The sequence below is a fragment of the Nocardia sp. NPDC058497 genome (genome assembly GCF_042720195.1).
Lineage (GTDB): Bacteria > Actinomycetota > Actinomycetes > Mycobacteriales > Mycobacteriaceae > Nocardia.
On the sequence record NZ_JBHXMY010000362.1, the window covers coordinates 1 to 6188 of the forward strand.

Annotated in this window: 5 protein-coding genes and 1 pseudogene; all 6 read left to right on the plus strand. The window is 69.6% G+C overall.

Annotated elements, in window-relative coordinates; translation table 11 throughout:
• Positions 1-449, plus strand: a pseudogene (locus tag ACFWPJ_RS21945) (serine/threonine protein kinase); the annotation flags it as partial.
• Positions 450-554: 105 nt separating this feature from the next.
• Complete coding sequence (locus tag ACFWPJ_RS21950; protein WP_378854111.1) at positions 555-1016, plus strand: aminoacyl-tRNA deacylase; 462 nt, start codon at positions 555-557, stop codon at positions 1014-1016.
• A 10-nt stretch (positions 1017-1026) separates the two neighbouring features.
• Positions 1027-2421: a glutamine synthetase family protein gene (locus tag ACFWPJ_RS21955; RefSeq protein ID WP_378854113.1), complete on the plus strand. Its 1395-nt coding sequence runs from the start codon at positions 1027-1029 to the stop codon at positions 2419-2421.
• A gap of 113 nt (positions 2422-2534) precedes the next feature.
• Positions 2535-3686 (plus strand): PucR family transcriptional regulator, encoded by a 1152-nt coding sequence (locus ACFWPJ_RS21960; protein WP_378854115.1) that lies wholly within the window; start codon positions 2535-2537, stop codon positions 3684-3686.
• Positions 3687-3770: 84 nt separating this feature from the next.
• Entirely contained in the window at positions 3771-4322 is a 552-nt protein-coding gene (locus tag ACFWPJ_RS21965) for a nuclear transport factor 2 family protein (RefSeq protein WP_378854117.1), read from the plus strand.
• Positions 4323-4324: 2 nt separating this feature from the next.
• Positions 4325-6001, plus strand: a complete 1677-nt coding sequence (locus ACFWPJ_RS21970; protein WP_378854120.1) for an AMP-binding protein — start codon at positions 4325-4327, stop codon at positions 5999-6001.
• The last annotated feature ends 187 nt before the right edge of the window (positions 6002-6188 follow it).

Sequence of the window (6188 nt, forward strand, 5' to 3'; positions counted from 1 at the left end):
ACACGCTGCTGGCCGCGCTCATCGCCACCGTGACGGCCGTGCTGCTGCTGCGCTGGTACACCGACCTTCCGGTGCGACTACAGATCCATACGGCGGCGACTGTGCTGGTGGCAGGCACCATCTCGGTCGCCTACACCTTCTTCCTTTCCACGTTCTACCTCGTCCGCTGCGTCTATCCCCGCTACCTGCGCCACGGACGCACGACCGAACGCGACGCCGCCGACCTGAGCTGGCTGCGCCGCAGAACCACGGTCTACCTCGCGGTGACCGCGTCGGTGCCGGTGGTCGGGGTGCTGGCCGGATTCAGCCTTCTCGAACCCGGGGAGCTGTGGCTCGTGCGCAATTCGGTGCTGGGGCTGTGCGCGGCCGCCGGGCTCGCCTTCGTCGCCGTGTATTGGTTGTTCCGGAAACTGGACGCGGATCTGCGCGCGCTCAGCCGGGTGGTCTAGCTGGTCACCGAATTTCGCAGGCTCCGGATGGAGGCAATGAGCCTATGCTGAATTCAAGGCCGCCGAGCTCGGCGGTGGTGCCAACCAGCCGATGGAGGTTCCGCCATGGCCATGTCAGCAACCGTGCACACGTGCCTGCAGGACGCGGGTGTGGAGTATGAGACTGTGCGGCATCCGCACAGTCACAGCAGAACCGAGACGGCCGAAACAGCGGCCATCCCCGGCGACCGGCTCGCCAAGACCGTCCTCCTCGAAGACGACCAGGGCTTTGTCGGCGCCGTGCTGCCATCCACTCATCACCTGCGGTTGCCGAAACTGTGGGACCAGACCGGACGACGGCTGTCGTTCGCCCACGAGTCGGAGATCCGCGAAGTCTTCAAGGACTGCGAAGTCGGCGCGATCCCTCCCGTGTGCACCGCCTACGGCATGACAACCCTGATGGACGAAAGCCTGAGCGCTCAACCCGACATCTATTTCGAGGCCGGTGACCACGAGACGCTCGTCCACATGCGCACCGAACAGTTCCTGCGCTTGATGGAACACGCGGAGAAGGGACGGTTCTCCTAGCCGGGCACCAGTGGAACTTCTGACCGAGCAGGAACGTCAGCACCGCTCCCACCGCGCCACGACCATCGCCGCGGCACTGCGCGACCGTGGAATCGTCGCGGTTGCCCTCACCTGGGTGGACACCAGCGGCATCACCCGGACCAAAGCCGTCCCGCTCGAACGGCTACCCCACGCCGCGGCGTGGGGCGTGGGAGCCTCCCCCGTATTCGACGCGTTCCTGCTCGACGACTCGATCCTGTCCGGGCATTTCGCCGGCGGGCCCACCGGCGACCTGCGGCTGCACCCTGACCTGGCACGCGTCGCACCGCTCGCCGCGCTCCCCGGCTGGGCGATCGCCCCTGCCGATCGGTATACCCAGGACGGCGCACCGCACCCACGCGACCCCCGGTTGCTGCTGCGCCGCATCGTCGACGAACTCGCCACCGACGGCTTCATGGTGCGCGCCGCGATCGAATTCGAATGGGTCGTCTCGCGGACCGACCCTGCCGACCCCGACGCCTTCCACCCGGCTACCACCGCGCCCGCCTACGGTGCCGCCAAGCTCGTCGAGCTCGGCGGCTACCTGCGCGATCTCCTCGACGCGCTGCGCGACAGCGGCATCGTCGTCGAGCAGATACATCCGGAGTACGCGGTCAGCCAGTTCGAATTGTCCATCGCCGCCGCCGATCCGCTGGCTACCGCCGATACCGCGATCGTGGTCCGCGAGACCATTCGTGCGGCCAGCGCCGCACATGGCCTGCGCGCCTGCTTCGCACCGATGGTCGGCGTCGACGAGGTGGGCAACGGCGGCCACATCCACCTCAGCCTGTGGCGCGACGGGCGCAATACGATGGCAGGTGGCTCCGGGCCGTTCGGCCTCACCGACCCCGGGCACCGCTTCGCCGCAGGCATCCTGAAACACCTGCCCGGGCTGCTCGCGATCGGCTGCCCGTCGATGGCCAGCTACCTGCGACTGCGCCCCAGTCACTGGGCCGGGATCTACGCGTGCTGGGGGCTGGAGAACCGTGAGGCCGCACTGCGTTTCATCACCGGAGCCGACGGCGAACGCGAGTACGCCGCCAACCTCGAGATCAAGTGCTTCGATCCAGCGGCCAATCCCTATCTGGCGCTCGCCGGCTTGCTGATCGCCGGCCGGGCGGGCCTGGCCGCCGACCTCGCACTGCCCAGCCCGGTCGCCGTCGACCCCGCCGGCCTCGATCGACAAACCCGCCACGCCGAAGGGATCGACGCGCTGCCGAGAACCCTGCACGATGCGGTCGCCGCCTTCGAAGCAGACCCGGTGCTCTCCTGCGCGTTCGGCGCCGAACTGGCCGACACGATCAGCAGCGTCCGCCGCGGTGAGATCACCCTCTTCGCCGACGCCACCCCCGAACAGATCGCCGCCGCGACCCGGTGGCGGTTCTGACCGCGGACGGGGATCGCTGTGCCATCCAGCGGGATGATCCGCGCGAAATCCCGCGGCGACCCGGCATGCTCGGAGTCACTCTGGTCGACAGTCCACCACAGTGGAGGTGCCGAATGGATGAGCTCGAGCCCACCGCCGACCTGATGCGGGTCGTCGAGTACTTCGATCGCTTCGCCGAATCCGACGCCAATGCCGATACGGTGATCCGCGCGGCCGCGGTCCTGGCCGAATGCCCGGCGGGCGCGCGCTGGCCGTCGGGCACCACCATTCGGTACGACGCGGCGGGCCGACTGCTTCCGACCGCCGCAGCACCGCCGGGAGCGCTCGGCACGGAGCCCGCGGTGTGGCTGGAACGGACAGGCGCCCCGCGCCACCTGGACGGCGTGCTGGTGGGCCGGTTGCGGCACTGTCTGCGGGTGGCATCGCGACGGGGCGCGACCGGGCCGACCGGGCTGGGCGACCCGGCCCTGCTCGAAGTGGTGCTGTCGGAGGAACAGCGGCGCGCGGATCGGGTCCGCGCGATGCGCCTGCTCGGCGTCGATCCCGGGCGGCCGATGTGCCTGCTGGCGGTATCCGGACCGGGCACGGCGGACGCGGTGCGCATCATCGCCGAGCATGTCCCGGTGGTCCGCTCGACGATCCTCGGCACGACCACCGCGGTGCTGGTGCAGGACGGGGGCACCTGCCGGGAGCTGTCGGATGTCCTGAATACGGCTGTCGTGCAGGCATTTCCGGCATCATGCCGGGGCGCCGATGGTCCCTGGGTCGGGATGGGCGAACGGCTGCCCGCACTGGCAGCCGCCACGTCCTGGGATCAGGCGCGGCGTGCGCTGCGATTCGCTTCATCGACCTGGCACGGACGCCGGGTGATCGCCTTCGAACGGCTCGGATCTCTCGCCCTGCTCGGGGAACTGCCGGTTTCGCGGCTCCTCGGTGCGCCGGATGTGGTGCGGCTCAACGACTTCGCCGCGACGGAGGCGGGTGGCCTCGCCGTCGACACCCTGGAGGCATTCTGCCTGTTCGGATCACTGCGGCGCACCGCGGACGAACTGCACCTGCATCACAGCACCGTCGCGGCACGGATCGCGCAGGTCGAGGCGGTGATGGGCTGGCATGTCGGCGAGGCGCTGGACCGGTTCATGGCCACCTTGGCGCTGATGATGCGCCGGATCGCCCTGTCGTCGGCGGAATTGTCCCCGGACCCGCCGACGGGATCCGACGCGCGTCGGGCGGTTCGGCACCAGCCGGCGACGGATGTCGGGTGATCTGGATCACTGCTGTCGGTGATGATCGACGGGCACCGGTTGGTGCGAACCGGGAAACCCGGTGTACGAGAAGGAGTCTCCACCATGGCGGTCATCGATCCGAACAACACCTGGGCGCCGCTCGAACAGCGCCTGGCCGTCACCACGAACGAACGGCACCGCACGGTGCTCGGCATCGTCATCGAACACATGAAGGCCGAGGCCGCACCCGATCTCGACGGGCTCATGCGGACCCTGGTCCCCGAACCGGCCTACCACTTCTGGAACGAAGGCAACGACGTCGGCCCGAAGGGCCGTGACGTCGTGCACACCTACTACTCCGATTTCGTCGCCAGCCGCAGCAATGTGCTCGAGTACCAGCTGGACCGGCTGGTCGTCGACGACCACTGTGTGGTGACCGAGGGCTTCCTGAAGCAGATCTACCCGGGTGCGTACGCCGCGCAGATCGGCATCCCCGTCGACGATCCGGACGCCGACTACCTGGTCGTGTTCCGTCAGCTGCTGCTGTGGCCGATCGATGCCGAGGGCCGCATCGAAGGTGAGGACTCGTATCACTCCGGCCCCGCGGAGATCCGCAAGCTGACCTTCGACGAATTGCCGCGCGAATACGTCGAACTCGTGCATCCGGGCGCGTGACGATGACGGAACGAACGGACGCGATCCCGGGCGCGCACCGGGCTGATATCGCGAGCATGCTCCTCGACCGGCTCGGTGACCAGCGGCTCGGCCTGCGCACCCGCGACACCGCCTGGACCTGGGACGCGGTCGTCCACGAGTCGGCCGCCCGCGCGGAACTGGCCCGCACCCTGCGCCGCGACGGCCCGTTCCACATCGGCGTGCTGCTGGACAATGTGCCCGATTTCGTCTTCTGGCTGGGCGCGGCGGCGCTGGCGGGAGCGACGGTGGCGGGTCTCAACCCGACTCGGGGCACCACCCAGCTGGCCGCCGATGCGCGGTATGTCGACTGCCAGCTGATCGTCACCGACGCCGCGGGGATGGCTCGGCTGCGGCAGCTGGATCTCGGCCTCACCGCGGATCGGTTCCTGCTGGTCGACGATCCCGGCTACGCCACCCGGATCGACGCCCACCGCGTGCCGCCGACGGCGGTGGGCGGGCCGGCGGAATTGCTGCTGCTGTTGTTCACCTCGGGCACCACCGGCACGTCGAAGGCGGTGCGGTGCACCCAGCGCCGCCTCGCCGTGGTCGCCTACGCCGCGGCGGCGAAGTTCGGGCACGTGCGCGAGGACGTGGACTACTGCTGTATGCCGCTGTTCCACGGCAATGCCATCATGGCGCTGTGGGCTCCGGCCCTGTCGGTCGGCGCGACGATCTGCCTGACCCCGAAATTCTCGGCGTCGCAGTTCCTTCCGGATGTGCGGCACTTCGGCGCGACGTACTTCACCTACGTCGGCAAGGCGCTGGGATACCTGCTGGCCACGCCCGAAGCCGCGACGGATTCGGACAATACGCTGGTGCGGGGGTTCGGCACCGAGGCGTCGGTGGCCGATCAGGACGAGTTCCGCCGCCGCTTCGGCGCGGAGCTGTTCGAGGGGTACGGCTCCAGCGAGGGCCCGAGCCTGGCGGCCCTGGATCCCGCCGCACCGCCCGCCGCCCTAGGCAGGCCCGCGCATCCCGGTGTGGCGGTGGTGAATCCGGACACCCTGCGGGAGTGCGCGCGGGCCGAACTCGACCAGCACGGCCGGGTCCGCAATCCCGACGAGGCCATCGGGGAGATGATCGACAAAGCGGGCGCGCTCGCCTTCGAGGGCTACTACAAGAACGAGGTCGCCGACGCCGACCGCATTCGCAACGGCTGGTACTGGACCGGGGATCTGGGCTACGTCGACACCGACGGATTCCTGTACTTCGCCGGCCGCAAGGGCGACTGGATCCGGGTCGACGGCGAGAACACCTCGGCACTCATGATCGAACAGGTCCTGCGCCGTCACCCCGCGGTCATCGCCGCCGCCGTGTTCGGGGTGCCCGACCCACGCTCGGGCGATCAGGTCATGGCCGCCGTCGAAGTCGCCGATCCGGCCGGCTTCGATGTCGCCGAGTTCACCGAGTTCCTCGGTACCCAGGACGACCTCGGCAGCAAAGGCACACCCCGGTTCCTGCGCGTCTCGGCCAACCTCCCGGTAACCGGTTCGAACAAGGTCCTCAAGCGCGAACTACAGGAGCAGGCCTGGCGCACCGACGAACCGGTCCACCGGTGGGCAGGCCGAGGCGCACCGCACTACCGCCGCATGACCGAAACGGACAAACAGGCCCTGGAATCGGAGTTCGCCGCGTACGGCAGACAACGCATGCTGTAGCTGTCAGCCCTGTGGCATCGGCAGGGGAATGCTGACGCCCCTCGGCCGCAGGGAGCGAGGGCGCGGGCGTGCGGCCGGGGCGGCGCCGGCGGCCCGGGCGGGGGTGCGGGCCCCGGGACCGCGGGCGGGGGTCGGGCAGGGGGGGGGGGGGGCCGCGGGGGGGAGGGGGGGGGGGGCGCACTGTGTG